This is a genomic window from Pseudomonas zanjanensis, from assembly GCF_014268745.2.
GTDB lineage: Bacteria > Pseudomonadota > Gammaproteobacteria > Pseudomonadales > Pseudomonadaceae > Aquipseudomonas > Aquipseudomonas zanjanensis.
This window is the reverse complement of the sequence record NZ_JABWRB020000001.1, coordinates 2,137,178-2,152,624: the sequence shown is the minus strand read 5'-3', so window position 1 is coordinate 2,152,624 and position 15,447 is coordinate 2,137,178. Positions and strand designations below refer to the sequence as shown.

9 protein-coding genes are annotated in these 15,447 nt (G+C 62.7%); 7 read left to right on the top strand and 2 right to left on the bottom strand.

The features are described from left to right. Positions 1-2 precede the first annotated feature (2 nt). The 3 genes from HU715_RS08980 (at position 3) to HU715_RS08970 (ending at position 6,978) form a co-directional block, all read left to right on the top strand. Positions 3-1,352 carry a TolC family outer membrane protein gene (locus tag HU715_RS08980; protein WP_186706766.1) on the top strand — a complete coding sequence of 450 codons (1,350 nt, stop codon included), beginning with the start codon at positions 3-5 and terminating at the stop codon, positions 1,350-1,352. 508 nt (positions 1,353-1,860) lie between these two features. Then, positions 1,861-4,881, top strand: a complete 3,021-nt coding sequence (locus HU715_RS08975) for an autotransporter serine protease (RefSeq protein WP_225917624.1) — start codon at positions 1,861-1,863, stop codon at positions 4,879-4,881. Positions 4,882-5,124: 243 nt separating this feature from the next. Then, positions 5,125-6,978, top strand: coding sequence for a polyurethane esterase (locus HU715_RS08970; RefSeq protein WP_186706768.1), 1,854 nt, complete (start codon positions 5,125-5,127; stop codon positions 6,976-6,978). A gap of 677 nt (positions 6,979-7,655) precedes the next feature. On the opposite strand, the gene HU715_RS08965 is transcribed toward HU715_RS08970, so the two are convergent. Further along, positions 7,656-7,880, bottom strand: coding sequence for a YgdI/YgdR family lipoprotein (locus tag HU715_RS08965; RefSeq protein WP_186706770.1), 225 nt, complete (start codon positions 7,878-7,880; stop codon positions 7,656-7,658). Between the two features lie 223 nt (positions 7,881-8,103). Between HU715_RS08965 and HU715_RS08960 the strand changes: the two genes are divergently transcribed. From HU715_RS08960 to HU715_RS08950, 3 genes are all read left to right on the top strand, one after another. Then, positions 8,104-9,858, top strand: coding sequence for a VRR-NUC domain-containing protein (locus HU715_RS08960; RefSeq protein WP_186706772.1), 1,755 nt, complete (start codon positions 8,104-8,106; stop codon positions 9,856-9,858). Beyond that, the gene (locus HU715_RS08955) at positions 9,855-12,197 is read left to right on the top strand and encodes an ATP-dependent DNA helicase (RefSeq protein ID WP_186706774.1); all 2,343 of its coding nucleotides are present in this window, start codon (positions 9,855-9,857) and stop codon (positions 12,195-12,197) included. The genes HU715_RS08960 and HU715_RS08955 overlap by 4 nt, the downstream gene beginning before the upstream one ends. Before the next feature lie 192 nt (positions 12,198-12,389). Next, on the top strand, positions 12,390-14,318 hold the full coding sequence (locus HU715_RS08950) for a hybrid sensor histidine kinase/response regulator (RefSeq protein ID WP_186706775.1): 1,929 nt from the start codon (positions 12,390-12,392) through the stop codon (positions 14,316-14,318). A gap of 131 nt (positions 14,319-14,449) precedes the next feature. On the opposite strand, the gene HU715_RS08945 is transcribed toward HU715_RS08950, so the two are convergent. Next, positions 14,450-14,680 (bottom strand): hypothetical protein, encoded by a 231-nt coding sequence (locus HU715_RS08945; RefSeq protein ID WP_186706776.1) that lies wholly within the window; start codon positions 14,678-14,680, stop codon positions 14,450-14,452. Positions 14,681-14,834: 154 nt separating this feature from the next. Between HU715_RS08945 and HU715_RS08940 the strand changes: the two genes are divergently transcribed. Then, the gene (locus HU715_RS08940) at positions 14,835-15,371 is read left to right on the top strand and encodes a hypothetical protein (protein ID WP_186706778.1); all 537 of its coding nucleotides are present in this window, start codon (positions 14,835-14,837) and stop codon (positions 15,369-15,371) included. Positions 15,372-15,447 lie beyond the last annotated feature (76 nt).

Sequence of the window (15,447 nt, the reverse complement as noted above, 5' to 3'; positions counted from 1 at the left end):
GTATGAAGCGTTTTTATTGGGTGGCCTTGCTGGCCTTTTCCGTGGGCAACAACGCCTGGGCCATGGGGCCGTTCGAGTTCTACGAGCAGGCCTTGCGCAATGACCCGGTCTACCTGGGCGCGATCAAGGAGCGCGATGCGGGCCTGGAGAACCGCGCTATTGGCCGTGCCGGGCTGTTGCCGCATTTGGGTTACAGCTACAACATGGGTCGCAACCAATCCAAGGTCACGTACCTCAATGACCGTGGTGCCAGTCAACACGACGATCGCAACTACAGCAGCTACGGCTCCAGCCTGACGCTGCAGCAACCCTTGCTGGACTATGAGGCGTACGCGGCTTACCGAAAGGGCGTGGCCCAGGCGCTGTTCGCCGACGAAAGCTTTCGGGAAAAGAGCCAGGCGCTGTTGGTGCGGGTACTGAGCCAGTACACCCAGGCCTTATTCGCCCAGGACCAGATCGACATCGCCCAGGCCAAGAAAAAGGCGTTCGAGCAACAGTTCCAGCAGAACGAACAGCTGTTTCGCCAGGGTGAAGGCACCCGCACCGACATCCTCGAGGCGCAGGCGCGCTATGAACTGGCAATCGCCGAGGAAATCGAGGCCCGGGACGAGCAGGATGCCGCCTTGCGTGAGCTCGGCTCGTTGATTGGCGTCCCGGCCCTGGACATCGGCGACCTGGCGCCCTTGCACGACACCTTCCAGGTCTTTGCCTTGCAACCGGCCAGTTTCGACACCTGGCATGAGCTGGCGGTGAGCAATAACCCCAGCCTGGCGTCCCAGCGCCAGGCGGTGGACGTGGCGCGCTTCGAGGTGGAACGCAACCGTGCCGGGCACCTGCCCAAGGTCAATGCCTACGCGACGATGCGCCAGAACGAATCGGAAAGCGGCAACACCTACAACCAGCGCTACGACACTAACACCATCGGCCTGGAAGTCAGCGTGCCGCTGTATGCCGGCGGCGGGGTCTCGGCGTCGACCCGCCAGGCCAGCCGCAACATGGAACAAGCCGAATATGAGCTGGAGGCCAAGACCCGCGAAACGCTGATCGAGCTGCGCCGGCAGTTCAGCGCCTGCGTGTCGGGGGTGAACAAACTGCGGGCCTACCAGAAAGCCCTGAGCTCCGCCGAAGCGCTGGTGGTCTCGACCCGGCAAAGCATTCTTGGCGGCGAGCGGGTCAACCTCGACGCGCTCAACGCCGAGCAGCAGCTCTACACCACCCGCCGCGACCTGGCCCAGGCCCGCTACGACTACCTCATGGCCTGGACCAAGCTGCATTACTACGCTGGCACCCTCGGTGCGCAGGATTTGGCGAAGGTGGACGAGGCGTTTGTGTCCCGCGTGGACGCTCGATGACAGCGAGGATGCCTTTGTGGCGAGGGAGCTTGCTCCCGCTCGAGTGCGAAGCGCTCGCAGGCATTTTGGGGCTGCTGCGCAGCCCAGCGGGAGCAAGCTCCCTCGCCACAGAAGCTGGGCAAGCCACAAAAGCGTCGGCACCCTTGGTGCGCAGGATTTGGCGAAGGTGGATGAGGCGTTTGTGTCCCGCGTGGACGCTCGATGACAGCGAGTATGCCGTTGTGGCGAGGGAGCTTGCTCCCGCTCGAGTGCGAAGCGCTCGCAGGCATTTTGGGGCTGCTGCGCAGCCCAGCGGGAGCAAGCTCCCTCGCCACAAAAGCTGGGCAAGCCACAGAAGCTGGTTAAGCCACACAGGCTGGGTAAGCCACAGAAGCCATGGCAAGCCACAAAGCCAGGAACACCACAGGGTTTTTGCAACAACTAAGGATGGTTCGTGATGAAAATCGAAAACAAAAAACAACCCAGACCGACAGGTCGCGTGTTTCTGCTCAAGACCCTCAACCGCGCCATGCTCTGCGCACTGGCGACCTTGGGCACGGCCCAGGCGGCGCCTTATGTCGAGGGCGGCAGGGCGGGTGAGCCGGACAGTTGGCGCAGCAGCGAATTCAACGCCGAATGGGGCTTGGGTGCGATCAACGCGCAGCAGGCCTACGCCGCCGGGTACACCGGCAAGGGCGTCAAGCTGGGGATCTTCGACCAGCCGGTCTATGCGGCGCACCCCGAGTTCTCCGGCACTGACAAGGTCGTGACCTTGGTCACCAGCGGCATCCGCGAATACACCGACCCCTACATCCCGGTGAAAGCCGGCGATCCGTTTCGCTACGACGGCTCGCCGACCGTCGGCTCGGACGGCAAGCTGGGCTCCCATGGCACCCACGTCGGTGGGATCGCGGCCGGCAGTCGCGATGGCAGCCCGATGCACGGCGTGGCGTTCGATGCGCAGATCATCAGCGCCGACAACGGCGACCCGGGCCCCGAGGATGGCATCATCCGGGGCAACGATGGCGCGGTGTACAAGGCGGGCTGGGACGCGTTGATCGCCAGCGGCGCACGGATCATCAACAACAGCTGGGGTATCGGTATCACCGACCGCTTCGACCAGGGCGGCCGCGATCCGGCGTTCCCGCACTTCACCGTGCAGGATGCGCAACTGCAATTCGATCAGATCCAGCCGTTGCTAGGCGCCAAGCCCGGCGGTGCCTACGAAGGGGCCATCGCTGCGGCTCGCAGCGGGATCGTGACGATTTTCGCCGCCGGCAACGACTACAACCTCAATAACCCCGATGCCATCGCAGGCCTGGCGTATTTCGTCCCGGACATCGCGCCAAACTGGCTCACCGTGGCGGCGCTGCAAGTCAACCCGGACACCGCCAGCCCCGATCCGTACACCATCAGTACCTTCTCGTCGCGCTGCGGCTACACCGCCAGTTTCTGCGTGTCGGCACCGGGCACCCGGGTCTACAGCGCGGTGATCGGCGGCACCGGTGCCGACGACCTGACCGTGGGCTACGCCAACAAGAGCGGCACCTCCATGGCCGCGCCCCATGTCGCCGGCAGCGTGGCGGTGTTGATGGAGCGTTTCCCCTACATGACCGGTGCCCAGGTCGCCAGCGTGCTGCGCGCCACCGCCACCGACATGGGCGCGCCGGGCGTCGATTCGTTGTATGGCTGGGGCATGATCAACCTGGGCAAGGCCATCGACGGCCCATCGATGCTGGTGACCGAACAGGACATTCCCGAGGAGTTTCGCATCGACGGCGCCTACGGTTCAGGTCAGTTCGTGGCGGACCTGCCGGGCATCGGCGCGATCATCGATGCCGGAAAACCCACGGAGCGGGTGTGCAGCGGCATCCAATGTGGCCTGGACGTTTGGCGCAACGACATCGCCGGCCACGGCGGGTTGACCAAGGAAGGCATCGGCACCCTGGTGCTCACCGGCGAAAACACCTACAGCGGGCCGACCCTGGTCAATCAAGGACGACTGGCGATCAATGGTTCGCTGGCATCGGCCGTGACGGTCAACGACGGCGGCGTCCTGGGCGGCAACGGCCGGATCGCCAGCCTGACCGCCAACCGCGGCGGCAGCGTGGCGCCGGGCAACTCCATCGGCACCTTGCAGGTGGCTGGCGACGTGACGTTCCAACCCGGTTCGAACTATGCGGTGGAAGTCTCGCCCAGTTCCAGCGACCTGATCGTGGCTGGCGGCAAGGCGTCCATTGACGGGGCGACGGTGTCGCTGTCCCTGGAAAACAGCCCGACGCTGCTCACGGCCGGCGAAGTGAAAAGTCTGCTGGGTAGACAGTTCAACATCCTGCAGGCTGCCGGTGGCATTGATGGGCGTTTTGCCGAAGTGTTGCCCAACTACGCCTTCCTGGGGGGCGACCTGGCGTACAGTGCCAGCGGCATTCAATTGGCCGTCCAGCGTAACGACGCGTCATTTGCCAGCCTTGGCCTGACGCCCAATCAGCGCTCCGTGGCCACTGCCGCCGAGCAATTGGGCGCGGGCAACGGGCTGTACGAGGCGTTGTTGCTGGCACCCAGCGCCGCCGTGGCACAACAGGCGTTCCAGCAGTTGTCCGGCGAAATCCACCCGGCCATCGGCACGCAATTGATCAACGACAGTCGCCATTTGCGTGACGCCGTGGGCGATCGTCTGCGCCAGGACGCACTCTACGAGGCCGGTACACCGACCGATGCCAGCAGCAATGCCTGGTTCAAGGTGCTGGGCGCTTGGGGCAAGAACGAGGGAGGGCATGATAGCGCCGGCACGACCAGCTCCATCGGCGGCTTGCTGGTCGGTGTCGATGGCCTGATCAGTGAGCAGACGCGACTGGGTTTCGTCACCGGCTACAGCGACACTTCGCTGGGCATGGGCGACGCTACCCATTCCTCGGCCAAGGCTGACAGCTATCACCTGGGTGTCTATCTGGGGCATGAGATCGACGCGCTGCGCCTGACCGTCGGCGGCGCCCACAGCTGGCACCGCATCGACGTCAAGCGCGACCTGCAATGGGGCGACGTCAGTGGCCGGGAGAAAGCCAAGCGTGATGCGCGGACCACCCAACTCTTCACTGAAGCGGCGTACCGCCTCGATGTGCAACCGGTGGCCCTGGAACCGTTCGCCAACCTGGCCTATGTGCATCTGGACAGCGACAGCTTCCATGAGAAAGGCGACAACGCGGCCCTGCACGGTGATGACGACCGGCGCGATGCAGTGCTTTCGACTCTGGGCATACGGGCCAGCCACACCCTGGCGCTGTCGGATCAACAGCAACTGCAGCTGGCCGGCTCCCTCGGCTGGCAGCACAACCTGAGCAGCACCTCGTCCGAACAGGATTTGGCCTTCGCCGGCAGCAGCAACACCTTCGCGGTGCAGAGCGTGTCGATGGACCGCAACGCCGCCGTGATCGGCGCCCGTGCCGGGCTCGCCGTCGCCAAGGATGTGCGGGTCAACCTGGACTACAACGGCCTGCTCGGCGCCCGGGATAAAACCCACGGCGTGGGCTTGACCCTGGATTGGCAGTTCTGACCAAGAGAAGGCGTTGAACAGGCACTTCTGCAGAAGGAGGGGCTGAACAGGTCCCTCTGTGGCGAGGGAGCTTGCTCCCTCTGGGGTGCGAAGCACCCCCAAACAGGCTGACCGGATCAACCTGGCACACCGCGACAACCGTGTTGGGGCTGCTGCGCAGCCCAGCGGGAGCAAGCTCCCTCGCCACAATGATCCTCCATCAGATGGTTTTAGCATTCCAACAACAAAAAGAGAGCAACCACCATGGGTATCTACGACTACAAGAACTTCGGCACTACCGAATCCAAGGCACTGGTCAGCGACGCAATGGCGATCATGCTGTATTCCTACCACAACCTCGACCACGGCTTTGCCGCCGGGTACCAGCACAACGGCTTCGGTGCAGGCCTGCCGGCGACCCTGGTCACCGCGCTATTGGGGGGCGCTGATTCCCAAGGGGTGATTCCCGGCGTGCCGTGGAATCCCGATTCGGAAAAACTCGCCCTGGAAGCCGTTCAGAAAGCCGGTTGGACACCCATCAGCGCCGAGCAACTGGGCTACGCCGGCAAGGTGGATGCTCGCGGGACGTTCTTTGGCGAAAAGGCCGGCTACACCACCGCGCAGGTCGAGATCCTTGGCAAGTACGACGCAACGGGGCAGTTGCAGGAAATCGGCGTGTCGTTTCGCGGCACCAGTGGCCCTCGGGAAAACCTGATTGGCGATTCCATTGGCGACGTGATCAACGACCTGATGGCCGCGCTGGGCCCCAAGGATTATGCGAAAAACTACGCCGGCGAAGCCTTTGGCAGCCTGCTGGAGGACGTCGCGAAGTTTGCCCAGGCCCATGGGCTCACGGGCGCGGACGTGCTGGTCAGCGGCCACAGCCTGGGTGGGCTGGCGGTCAACAGCCTGGCGGACTTGAGCACCCAGCAATGGTCAGGCTTCTATGCCGATGCCAATTACATCGCCTACGCCTCGCCGACCCAGAGCAGTACCGACAAGGTCTTGAACATCGGCTACGAGAACGATCCGGTGTTCCGCGCCCTGGACGGCTCGACGTTCAACCTCGCCTCGGTGGGTGTGCACGATGGGCAACAGGAATCCGCCACCAACAACATCGTCAGTTTCAATGACCACTACGCTTCGGCGGCCTGGAACGTGTTGCCGTTTTCCATCCTCAACATCCCCACCTGGGTTTCCCACCTGCCCAGCGGCTACAGCGATGGCCTGGGCCGGATCATGAACTCGGCGTTCTACGACCTCACCGAAAAAGACTCCACCCTCATTGTCGCCAACCTGTCGGACCCTGCGCGCGCCAACACCTGGGTGCAGGACCTCAACCGCAACGCTGAAATCCACACCGGCAGCACGTTCATCATCGGCAGCGATAACAACGACCTGATCCAGGGCGGCCAGGGCAACGACTACCTGGAAGGTCGCGCCGGCAACGACACCTTTCGCGATGGCGGTGGCTACAACGTGATCGAGGGCGGGCAGGGCAGCAACAGTCTGCAGTTGCAGCAGTCGGTGAAGGATTTCAGTTTCGCCCATGACGGCGCCGGGACGCTGTACATGCGCGATGCCCATGGCGGGATCAGCGTCACCCGCGACATCGGCACCTTGGTCAGTAAAGAGTCCGGATTGTTCTGGGGGCTGCTCAAGGATGAGGTGAGCCACGGCGTCACCGCCAACGGCTTGGTGGCCGGCGCCAACCTGACGGCGTATGCGTCATCGGTCAAGGGCAGCGCGGCCAACGACACCCTGGTGGCGGGTGCGAAGGGGGACTGGCTGTTTGGCCTGGACGGCAACGACGTGCTGGTAGGCGGCGCGGGTCACGACACCTTCGTCGGCGGTGCGGGCAATGACCTGATGCAAGCGGGCGGTGGCGGTGACACCTTCCTGTTCAACGGCTCGTTCGGTCAGGACCGGATCACGGGGTATGAGGCGGGGGACAAACTGGTGTTCCTCGGTGTACCGGGCGCCGGGACAGGTCATGACGACAGCGAGTACCTGTCACAGGTGGGCAATGACACGCTGCTCAAGATTGGTGACAGTTCCGTGACCCTGGTGGGGGTTGGTCTCGGTCAGGTTGGTGGCGACGGGATCGTGTTCGCTTGATACCGCTATCGCGAGCAGGCTCGCTCCCACAGTGGGGATTCGGGGGGTATGCAGGATTTGTGTTCACCAGCGGCTCGTCTTGTGGGAGCGGGCTTGCTCGCGAAAGCGGTGTGTCAGTTGACGGTGATGTCGGATGTACAGGCCCCTTCGCGAGCAGGCTCGCTCCCACAGGGGGGCGGGGGGTATGCAGGATTTGTGTTCACCAGCGGCTCGTCTTGTGGGAGCGGGCTTGCTCGCGAAAGCGGTGGGTCAGCTTGCATTGATGTTGGATGTACAGGCCCCTTCGCGAGCAGGCTCGCTCCCACAGTGGGGATTCGGGGTGTATGCAGGATTTGTGTTCACCAGCGGCTCGTCTTGTGGGAGCGGGCTTGCTCGCGAAAGCGGTGGGTCAGCTTGCATTGATGTTGGATGTACAGGCCCCTTCGCGAACAGGCTCGCTCCCACAGTGGGGATTCGGGGTGTATGCAGGATTTGTGTTCACCAGCGGCTCGTCTTGTGGGAGCGGGCTTGCTCGCGAAAGCGGTGGGTCAGCTGCATTGATGTTGGATGTACAGGCCCCTTCGCGAGCAAGCCCGCTCCCACAGTGGATTATGGGTGTATGCAGCATTTGTGGTCACCACCAGACCTGTGGGAGCGAGCCTGCTCGCGATGGCGGCCTACCAGGCGAATCACTGGAATCAGTCTTCCTTGCGAATGGTGGCCACATCATCGGCGCGGACCCGGACTTGTCTGCCGGAAATATCCTCGAACTCATAGAAACCATCGACGGTGCGGGTGTTGGGGGTGTCCTTGGTCAAATATTGGGTGCCGTTCTGCAAAGTCACCACCGTGGGCGACGCGCAGCCAGCCAGCGCCATAAATGCCACGGCAACCAGGGGCAGGCCCACAAACTTCATGTTCATAACCATAACCTCTCAAATCCAAAGGACACGGAGCAGCTGATTCGACCGCGCCATCATCTTAGTCAACCGCCATTGGTCTCGCTTACCGTAGGAAAGTTCATCGCTAGCTGAAGGATTTCACCTTAAATATAGGAGACCGTTCATCTTTTGCGGTTGCCTGGCTGGTTTACAGCTGCTATCTGTATGCATAACCAGTACCTCGACATCCTTGGCGTTTCTTTCCGTGGCAGCCCGTTCTCTCGACGATCCGTTTTACTACCTGAACAACTTCCAGCAAGTGCTGGCGTGGTTGACCCAGCGTTATGCCGATGTGCTCAGCAGCGCAGAGCAGCGCTTCATCGACGATTTCGCGGCGTTACCCCGTGCCTCCCAAGGCTTGCTGGTGCGGATGGTGATGCGCAAAGGGCTGCGGTTCCGTCATAACAAGCTCAACTACCCGGAAGTCGGCGACATTGGCGTCGCCGTCGAGCCATTGCTGGCGCTGGGTTGGGTCGAGGAACAGGCCCCGGTCGGGCTCGTCGAACTGTTCGAGGTGTTGCTCAAGGCGGAAATCCTCCAATGCCTGGGCCACGTGATCGAGCACCCCAAGGCCAAAAAGACCGAATGGCTCCAGGCCCTGGAGGATCACTCCAGCCCACCTCAGCCGTTCCGTGCCTGGTGTCCGCAGCTCGATGATCGGCTGTACAGCCTGACGATCATGGACCTGTGCGACAGGCTGCGCTTGATGTTCTTTGGCAATCTTTACCAGGACTGGTCGGAATTCGTCCTCGCGGACCTGGGCATCTTCACCTACGAAACCGTCGAATTCAGCACCGAGTCACGGGGCTTGCGCAGCCGCGAAGACGTCGATGCCTGCCTGTTCCTGCACGACTGCCAACTGCGCTTCGAAGCCGGCGAACCCGTGGAAGAGATCGTCGCCCAGGTCTACGAACTGTCCCTGGATAATCCGTGGCTGGAACGGCGCCGGGGCAAGTTGTTGTTCCAGATCGGCCAGTATGGCGAGCGCATCGGCGATTTCGCCTTGGCCTTGTGCATCTATCGCGATTGCACTTACCCAGGCGCGCGGCTGCGGATGGTCCGGGTGCTGGAGCGCATGGGCGAATATGCCTTGGCCCTTGAACTGGGTGAGGCGGCGGCGCAGGCACCGCAAAGCGCTGCTGAAACCCAGGCGTTGCTGCGGATCGTGCCTCGCCTGCGGCGCAAGCTGGGCGGCCCGCCAGTGCCACGGACAATCGCCCGGGAAGTGGAGCGCCTGGACCTGCATCTGCCTCGCGTCGACCCAGGCTTGTCGGTGGAATACCACGTCCAGGCCCATCTGCATGACGAAACCGCGCCGGTGCATTACGTCGAGAACAGCCTGATCAATTCGCTGTTCGGCCTGTTGTGCTGGCCGGCGATCTTCGCGCCGGTGCCGGGCGCGTTTTTCCATCCGTTCCAGCGCGGGCCGGTCGATCTGCTCAACGAGGACTTCCATGCCCGTCGCGCCGAGTTGTTCGCGGTCTGCCTGGCGGAGTTGGACGACGGTCGCTATCGACAGACCATCGGCCGCCGTTACGCCGAAAAGTGGGGCGTGCAATCGCCGTTCGTGTTCTGGGGCGCGTTGTCCGAACCGTTGCTGGAACAGGCCCTCGATTGCCTGCCGGCCGAACATCTCAAGCACTGGTTCCAGCGCCTGCTGCTGGACATCAAGGCCAACCGCGCCGGTATGCCGGACCTGATTCAGTTCTGGCCGCAGCTCAAGACCTACCGCATGATCGAAGTCAAAGGCCCCGGCGATCGCCTGCAAGACAACCAACTGCGCTGGCTGGAGTTCTGTCATGAGCACCAGATGCCCGTCGCTGTCTGTTATGTGCAATGGGCGGAGTCCGCCATCGCGAGCGAGCTCGCCCCCACAGGGGGTGAACCTTGTGGGAATGAGCAGGGGGATGCACCACCGATCCCCTGTGGGAGCGAGCCTGCTCGCGATGGGGCCCCATGACTCCGGCGCAGAGCTACAGCATCGCCGTGCGAGCACTGTGTGAGTTCACCGCCAAGGTGGGCGACCTGGACCTTCGCTTCACGCCGTCGCCCACGGCCCTGGAAGGCATTGCCGGCCACCGCACCGTCGCTTCGCGGCGCAGCGAGGGGTATCAGGCTGAAGTGGCCCTCGAAGGTCATTACCAGACACTGAAAGTCAAAGGCCGGGCCGACGGCTATGACCCGGCCCACCAGTGCCTTGAAGAAGTGAAGACCTACCGGGGCGACCTGAGCAAACAGCCGGCCAACCACCGCCAGTTGCATTGGGCCCAGGCAAAAATCTATGGCTGGCTGATGTGCCAGAAGCTGCAGTTGCCGCGCATCGACGTGGCCCTGGTGTATTTCGACATCGTCAGCGAAAAGGAAACCCGCTTCGCGCAACGCTTCGAGGCACCGCAGTTGCAAGCCTTTTTCGAGGAACAATGCGCGGCGTTCCTGGCCTGGGCCGAGCAGGAAATGGCCCATCGACAGGCGCGTAACCTCGGCGCCCAGGCGCTGGTATTTCCCCATGCGGGTTTCAGGCCGGGGCAACGGCACTTGGCCGAATCGGTATTCAAGGCGGTCAGCACCGGCCGCTGCCTGATGGCCCAGGCGCCCACCGGCATCGGCAAGACCGTTGGCACCTTGTTCCCGATGCTCAAGGCCCTGGCGCCGCAGCAATTGGACAAGGTCTACTTCCTCACGGCGAAAACCCCGGGACGCAAGCTGGCCCTGGACGCGGCGCGCGTGATCATCGACAGCGCGCCGTCGATGCCGTTGCGGGTACTGGAAATGATCGCCCGGGACAAGGCCTGCGAGCACCCGGACAAAGCCTGCCATGGCGAATCCTGCCCGCTGGCCCGTGGGTTTTATGACCGCCTGCCGGGCGCCCGGGCAGCGGCGAGTCGGGTCGCCATGCTCGATCAGGCGGCGTTGCGCGAAATTGCCCTGGCCCACGAGGTATGCCCGTATTACCTCAGCCAGGAAATGGCCCGTTGGACCGACGTGGTGGTCGCCGACTACAACTATTACTTCGACTTCAGTGCCTTGCTCTTTGGCCTGGCCCAGGCCAATAACTGGACCGTCGCGACCCTGGTGGACGAGGCCCATAACCTGGTGGAGCGCGGACGGCAGATGTATAGCGCGACCCTCGACCAAGCCACGCTGAGCGGTGTGCGCAAGACTGCCCCCGAAGCGCTGAAGAAATCCCTGGAACGGGTCAATCGCCAGTGGAACGCTTTGCATGCGCCCCAGGTGGCGGCCTACCAGGCCTATGAAAAACTTCCGGAAAAACTGCTCCAGGCCTTGGCCACCTGTACCACCGCCATTGGCGATTACCTCAACGATCATCCCCAGGGCCTGGACAGCGCACTGCAGGCGTTTTACTTCGACGCCTTGCAGTTCGGCCGGGTGGCAGAAACCTTCGACGAGCGCTTCCTGTTCGACATCCACAAGCGTGAGCTCGGCCGCCAGCGCAGCCTTTCGACGCTGTGCCTGCGCAATGTGGTGCCGGCGGCGTTCCTGCGGCCCAGGCTGACGGCGGCCCGTAGCACCGTGCTGTTCTCGGCGACCCTGAGCCCTCGGCATTACTACGCGGATTTGCTGGGGACGCCGGGCGACACGGTGTGGATCGACGTGGAGTCGCCGTTCAAGGCCGAGCAGTTGGACGTACAGGTTGTCAGCCGTATTTCCACCCGTTTTGTCCATCGCCAGGCGTCCCTGGAGCCGATCGTCACGTTGATGGCCCGCCAGTTCAGCGAGCGCCCGGGCAACTACCTGGCTTTTTTCAGCAGCTTCGATTACTTGCAGCAAGTGGCCGGGCTGTTTGCCGAGCGATACCCACGGATTGACCTCTGGACGCAATCGCGGGGCATGGGCGAAGCCCCTCGGCAGGCGTTTCTCGAGCGTTTCATGGAGCACAGCCAGGGCATTGGTTTTGCGGTGCTGGGCGGGGCGTTCGGGGAGGGCATCGACTTGCCGGGCTCACGCCTGATCGGCGCCTTCATTGCCACCTTGGGGCTGGCGCAGTTCAACCCGGTCAATGAGCAGATGAAACAGCGCATGGCGGCGATTTTTGGCGACGGCTACGATTACACCTACCTGTATCCGGGATTGCAAAAAGTCGTACAGGCGGCCGGCCGGGTCATCCGTACCCAGCAGGATCGCGGGGTAGTGATGCTGATCGACGATCGGTTTGGCGAGGCCAGGGTGCAGCAACTGTTGCCGCGCTGGTGGTCGGTCACCCCGGAAACACACAAATTCCCCTGTGGGAGCGGGCTTGCTCGCGAAGGCGTCGGTGCATTTGGCGTCAATGTAGACTGACCCACCGCTTTCGCGAGCAAGCCCGCTCCCACAGGCAACGCTGTTCACTTAAGACGGTCTGGATCCCGTGGCGAGGGAGCTTGCTCCCGCCGGGCTGCGTAGCGGCCCCTTCACCTCCTAGGCTCAATAATTTTTCCTAACGCCAGACTTGCTCCATAATCCGCAAAAAATCCACACGGATGCCCCGGCCAGATGCTCGAGAATGACCCAAAGCCCCCGCTTATCAACGAGGAACAGCGCTTTCGCTTGCTCATCGACGCGGTGGTCGACTATGCCATCTACATGACCGACCCTTCGGGCATCATCACCAGCTGGAACTCCGGTGCCAGGCGTTTCAAGGGCTATGAGGAAGCCGAGATCCTTGGCCAGCATTTCTCCCGGTTCTACACCGACCAGGACCGCGCCGCCGGCCTGCCGCAACGGGCGCTGGACACGGCCGTGCGCGAGGGACGTTTCGAAGGCGAGGGTTGGCGGGTGCGCAAGGACGGCACGCTGTTCTGGTCCCATGTGGTGATCGATCCGATCATCGACAGCCAGAGCGGCGCCTTGCTCGGCTTCGCCAAGATCACTCGCGACCTGACCGACCGCAAGATGGCCGAGGAAACCCTCAAGCAAAGCGAGCAGCAGTTTCGCCTGCTGGTGCAAAGCGTCACCGATTACGCCATCTACATGCTCGACCCGGAAGGCCAGGTCACCAACTGGAACCAGGGGGCACAGCGGATCAAGGGCTATCTGCCGGTGGAAGCCATCGGCCGGCACTTCTCGATGTTCTACACCCCCGAGGATCGCGACGCCGGCGAGCCACAGCGGGCGTTGAGCATCGCTGCCAGCGAAGGACGCTTCGAGAAAAAAGGCTGGCGGATGCGCAAGGATGGCACGCGCTTCATGGCCCACGTGGTCATCGATGCGATTCGCAGCGACACCGGCACGTTGCTGGGCTTTGCCAAGATCACCCGCGACATCACCGATGCCACCCAGGCCCAGCAGGCCCTTGAACAGGCCCGCGAGGCGTTGTTTCAATCCCAGAAATTGCAAGCCATCGGCCAGCTCACCGGAGGCATTGCCCATGATTTCAATAACCTGTTGACGGTGATCCTTGGCAATCTGGAAATCGTCCGCAAGCGCATGCCCAGCGAGCCGAAACTCACCCAATTGCTGGAAAACGCGACACAGGGCGCGCTGCGCGGGGTTTCGCTGACCCAACGCATGCTGGCGTTTGCCCGTCGGCAGAAACTGACCTACGAATCGGTCGAACTGTCGGCCCTGGTGCAGGGCATCAGCGGATTGCTGCAAAGCTCCCTGGGCCCGTCGATCCACATCCAGACCCGTTTCGACGAGGCGCTGTCGCCGGTGCTGGCGGATGTCAACCAATTGGAACTGGCGATTCTCAACCTGGCGACCAATGCCCGGGACGCCATGCCCCATGGCGGCCAGATCATCATCGCCGCCGATGAGCGGCAAGGGGCTGATGCCGCGCCGGACAAGCCGATGGCCCCCGGGCGCTACATTCGCCTGACGATAACCGATGAGGGCGAGGGCATGGACGAAGCCACGCTGGCTTCGGCCGTGGATCCGTTCTTCACCACCAAGGGCGTCGGCAAGGGCACCGGCCTCGGGTTGTCGATGGTGCATGGCTTGGCGGAACAGTTGGGTGGCCGCCTGACGCTCAAGAGCCAGAAAGGTGTCGGGACCACCGCCGAACTGTGGTTGCCAGTGGCCGGCGATTCGGCCCCTGGTAAAGCGGCGATCGAGGACGCGGCACCGCCGGTCCATGAATTGAAGGTGCTGGTAGTCGACGATGACAGCCTGGTGCTGACCAGCACGCGCCTGTTGATCGAAGACCTGGGGCACCGAGTCCTTTGCGCGCCGTCGGGGGCCCAGGCGCTGGAACTGTATGAGCGCAACCTGGACATCGACCTGGTGATCACCGACATGGCCATGCCGCAGATGGACGGCGCGCAGTTGGCGAAATTGTTGCGCGACCGCCAACCGACCCTGCCCATCATCCTGGCCACCGGTTATGCCGAACGCCTGGAAGGTTTCGCCGCGCAACTGCCTCGGTTGATCAAGCCGTTCAAGCAGATCGATTTGATGCAGATCATTGGGCAGACGATGAAATAGCCAGGAAGGTATTCGTCTCCAGTGGCGAGGGAGCTTGCTCCCGCTGGGCTGCGAAGCGGCCCCAAAAGCAGGCGAGCGCTACGCGCCCGAGCGGGAGCAAGCTCCCTCGCCACCAGAGCAGCCGCCTTCGCCTATTCGGTGTTTTTCTTGAACCCACGCAAATTCATCGCACACAGGCAAAACTGCAACACGATCAGCGCATACGCATCGGTATGCAAACCCCAGATCACCCACAAAATATTGCTCGCGATAAAACAACTGAAGCCCGCCACCCGACGTCGGGGTTGGCGTGAGCCGATCAGCCAGGCGGCCAGCACCGTCACGAGCATCGCTGGCCATTGCACCCATCCAAGATAATCCACGCAAACCGTCCTCTTGCCCTTACGCCACTAGAGACCTTTGCCGTTGCGCAGCGTTTCCTCGGATTTCGCCGCACCTGTGGTCCATTGGCTTGAACTTGCCGCGCGCCGGGTTCTTCTAATGAGTCCGAATCATCACCGAGGCACAGCCTGCGCAATGCCCAGAATACTCACCGGGCCAACCCCGGAAGAAGAACTGACGGAACACAACGCCAAACTGTTCGGCTCGCCCAAGGAGCGGCTGGATTTCTACCGCCGGGAGATCCAATACGAAACCAGCATCCTGGCCAACCGAACCGATGCTTACCTGGCCGCCCAGTCCTTCCTGGTGATCGCCTTCGCCTCGTGCATGGCCAACCTGAACCCGGAGTGGGGCAAGTTGTTCACGCTGATTGTGCCGCCATTCCTGGCCTTGCTGGGGTTCCTGAGTTCGCTCAACGCCTGGCCGGGCATCAAGGCGGCCTACGAGATCATCGATCATTGGCATTTCAAGCAGAGCGAACTATTGCGCGCCGAGCCCCTGATGGGCCTGGCCTATGACGAATCGCCCTTGTTCAGCGAGCGCGAATCGACCCACAAGGGGTACCGTAAGTCATTGCTGTTCTCGCTGCGTACACCGTGGATCTTCGCCACGTTCTGGGTGTTGCTGGGGGCGTATTCGATTTATATCCAAGTAAGTGATCCAGGCGGTTGAAACACACCCTTTGAAGTCGGGCATCAGTGTGGCGAGGGAGCTTGCTCCCGCTCGGTTGCGCAGCGACCGCAAAGCT

What these genes read in the sequence shown, in the direction of transcription:
- HU715_RS08965 (WP_186706770.1), bottom strand. Translation starts at nt 7,880, where the DNA reads ATGAACATGAAGTTTGTGGGCCTGCCCCTGGTTGCCGTGGCATTTATG.
- HU715_RS08955 (WP_186706774.1), top strand. Translation starts at nt 9,855, where the DNA reads ATGACTCCGGCGCAGAGCTACAGCATCGCCGTGCGAGCACTGTGTGAG.
- HU715_RS08980 (WP_186706766.1), top strand. Translation starts at nt 3, where the DNA reads ATGAAGCGTTTTTATTGGGTGGCCTTGCTGGCCTTTTCCGTGGGCAAC.
- HU715_RS08950 (WP_186706775.1), top strand. Translation starts at nt 12,390, where the DNA reads ATGCTCGAGAATGACCCAAAGCCCCCGCTTATCAACGAGGAACAGCGC.
- HU715_RS08940 (WP_186706778.1), top strand. Translation starts at nt 14,835, where the DNA reads ATGCCCAGAATACTCACCGGGCCAACCCCGGAAGAAGAACTGACGGAA.
- HU715_RS08975 (WP_225917624.1), top strand. Translation starts at nt 1,861, where the DNA reads ATGCTCTGCGCACTGGCGACCTTGGGCACGGCCCAGGCGGCGCCTTAT.
- HU715_RS08970 (WP_186706768.1), top strand. Translation starts at nt 5,125, where the DNA reads ATGGGTATCTACGACTACAAGAACTTCGGCACTACCGAATCCAAGGCA.